At 44.3% G+C, this 3,342-nt stretch carries 1 rRNA gene; it reads right to left on the bottom strand.

The annotated features are described in order from the left end of the window. Positions 1–40: 40 nt before the first annotated feature. Positions 41–2,945 (bottom strand): 23S ribosomal RNA (locus OFO00_RS08000). Positions 2,946–3,342 lie beyond the last annotated feature (397 nt).

Below are 3,342 nucleotides of genomic sequence, written 5' to 3' on the forward strand. Positions count from 1 at the left end.
AAAGGATTTCTAATACCTTTAACAAGGAAGTAATGCTTAAAAAGATAAGCAAACGAGCTATTAGTACCGGTCAGCTAAATGACTTTCATCACTTACACATCCGGCCTATCAAACAGATAGTCTTTCTGAGCTCTTAAAAGAAGATTCATCTTGGAGTTGGCTTCGAGCTTAGATGCTTTCAGCTCTTATCACATCCCGGCTTAGCTACTGGGCGATGCTCTTGGCAGAACAACCCATACACCAGTGGCCAGTTCGACTCGGTCCTCTCGTACTAGAGTCAACTCTCCTCAATCTTCTTACGCCCACGGCAGATAGGGACCGAACTGTCTCACGACGTTCTGAACCCAGCTCGCGTACCGCTTTAAATGGCGAACAGCCATACCCTTGGGACCTGCTCCAGCCCCAGGATGCGATGAGCCGACATCGAGGTGCCAAACCTCCCCGTCGATGTGAGCTCTTGGGGGAGATCAGCCTGTTATCCCCGGGGTACCTTTTATCCTTTGAGCGATGGCCCTTCCACACAGAACCACCGGATCACTAAGACCGACTTTCGTCTCTGCTTGACTTGTGTGTCTCGCAGTTAAGCTGGCTTATGCCTTTATACTCTACAAGCGATTTCCAACCGCTTTGAGCCAACCTTTGTAAGCCTCCGTTACATTTTGGGAGGCGACCGCCCCAGTCAAACTACCCACCAGACATTGTCCTACCTAAGGATAACTTAGGCTAGTTAGCTACCCAAATAAAGAAGAGTGGTATCTCAACAATGGCTCACCATACACCGGAGTATATGGATCAAAGCCTCCCACCTATCCTGCGCATCTTTATCCAAGCAGCAGTGTCAAGCTATAGTAAAGGTCCACGGGGTCTTTCCGTCTTGCCGCGGGTAGGAGGAATTTTCACCTCCACTACAATTTCACTGGATCCCTCTTTGAGACAGCTCCCATCTCGTTACGCCATTCATGCAGGTCGGTATTTAACCGACAAGGAATTTCGCTACCTTAGGACCGTTATAGTTACGGCCGCCGTTTACTCGGGCTTCGATCAGATGCTTCGCAAAAGCTGACATCATCAATTAACCTTCGAGCACCGGGCAGGCGTCACACCCTATACATCCTCTTACGAGTTAGCAGAGTGCTGTGTTTATGGTAAACAGTCGGGAGGGACTCTTTGTTGTAACCTTCTTTGCTTACAGAGTAAATCCTTAACAAAGTTAGGCACACCTTATACCGAAGATACGGTGCTATTTTGCAGAGTTCCTTAAAGAGAGTTCTTCCACGCGCCTTAGAATACTCATCCCACCCACCTGTGTCGGTTTACGGTACGGGCAATATTAGCTAAACTTAGAAACTTTTCTTGGCTCGATAGTATCAAGGATTCTCAATCTACTCCGAAGAGCGTCAAGAGCCTTTAATGTCTCGGATAAAGAGTTACGGATTTGCCTATAACTCAACCTACACACTTAGACCAGCACTTCCATCAGCTGGCTCCCCTAACTTTAAGCGTCCTTCCATCGCACACTAATATTGGTATCGGAATATTAACCGATTTTCCATCGCATACCCCTTTCGGACTTTGCTTAGGACCCGACTAACCCTACGATGACGAGCATCGCGTAGGAAACCTTGGGTTTACGGCGAATATGATTCTCACATATTTTATCGCTACTCATGCCTGCATGCTCACTTCTATCCGCTCCACCACTCCTTGCCGGTATGGCTTCGACGCTGAATAGAACGCTCTCCTACCACTTGCACTAGGTGCAAATCTACGACTTCGGTACTTATTTTAGCCCCGTTATATTTTCCGCGCAGAATCACTAGACCAGTGAGCTATTACGCTATCTTTAAAGGATGGCTGCTTCTAAGCCAACCTCCTGGTTGTTTCAGTAACTCCACATCGTTTTCCACTTAAATAAGATTTAGGGACCTTAGTCGGTAGTCTGGGTTGTTCCCCTCTCGACGACGGATTTTATCACTCGCCGCCTGACTGCTGTGATTACATTATAAGTATTCGGAGTTTGATAGGGTTTGGTACATTGGTGTATGCCCTAGCCCATTCAGTGCTCTACCCCTTATAATTACGACACAACGCTATACCTCAATATATTTCGGAGAGAACCAGCTATCACGATGTTTGATTGGCCTTTCACCCCTATCCACAGGTCATCCGGAGCTTTTTCAACAGCCGTCGGTTGGGTCCTCCACCGGTTCTTACACCGGCTTCAACCTGCCCATGGATAGATCACATCGTTTCGGGTCTGCAGCATCTGACTAATCGCCCTATTAAGACTCGCTTTCGCTACGGCTCCGGGTTTCCTTAACCTCGCCAGATACCACAACTCGCAGGCTCATTATGCAAAAGGCAGTCCATCACCCTGATAAATCATAGGGCTCTGAATGATTGTAAGCAAACGGTTTCAGGTTCTATTTCACTCTGATCACCTCAGTTCTTTTCACCTTTCCCTCACGGTACTTGTGCACTATCGGTCTAGTAGTAGTATTTAGGGTTGGATAGTGGTCTACCCAGCTTCAGACAGGATTTCACGTGTCCCGCCCTACTCAGGATACTGCTAAGTAAAAAGGAGATTTCGCATACGGGATTATCACCCTCTATGATTAAACTTTCCAGTTTATTCTGCTATCTGCTTTTAGTCTTTATTGCAGTCCTACAACCCCACTAGCAAGCTAGTGGTTTGCCCTCTTACGCGTTCGCTCGCCGCTACTAGCGTAATCTCTTTTGATTTCTTTTCCTGAAGGTACTTAGATGTTTCAGTTCCCTTCGTTCGCCCCCGTAGGTAGTTAATATTACTATTAACTGGGTTGCCCCATTCGGAAATTCCCGGATCAAAGCCCCTTGACGGCTCCCCGAGACTTATCGCAGCCTGGCACGTCCTTCATCGCCTCTACTAGCCAAGGCATCCACCGTTTGCTCTTAGTAGCTTACCTTTTATTTTACTTCATAATAAAATGAAGTATTAGACTATGTTAATATTCTAATTTGCATTACTTCCTTGTTAAAGATAAAAGATTTAATTTATAAATTTTAAATTTGATAAATTGCTTTTACAATATTTAAATTTAAAACACCCAAGACGGAAAGCATTAACAACAACTAGATAAGTTTTAACTCTAATTGTTTGTGCCGTTAAACTTGATTTAGTAAATGTAAAACTTAAACTTTATGATTTAAATTTGAAAATTTAAATCTCAATCATTTAAATTTGGGATAACAAATTTACTAAATTTGCATTAGTGTCTAAATTTAAAGCTTTAACAAGATCCTGTAAAATCGTTTTTATTAAAACTTGATTGTGACTTTTAACAATGGTAAATTAAAGAACAT

Source organism: Campylobacter sp. VBCF_04 NA7, from assembly GCF_027737405.1.
In the GTDB taxonomy this organism is placed as follows: Bacteria; Campylobacterota; Campylobacteria; order Campylobacterales; family Campylobacteraceae; genus Campylobacter_B.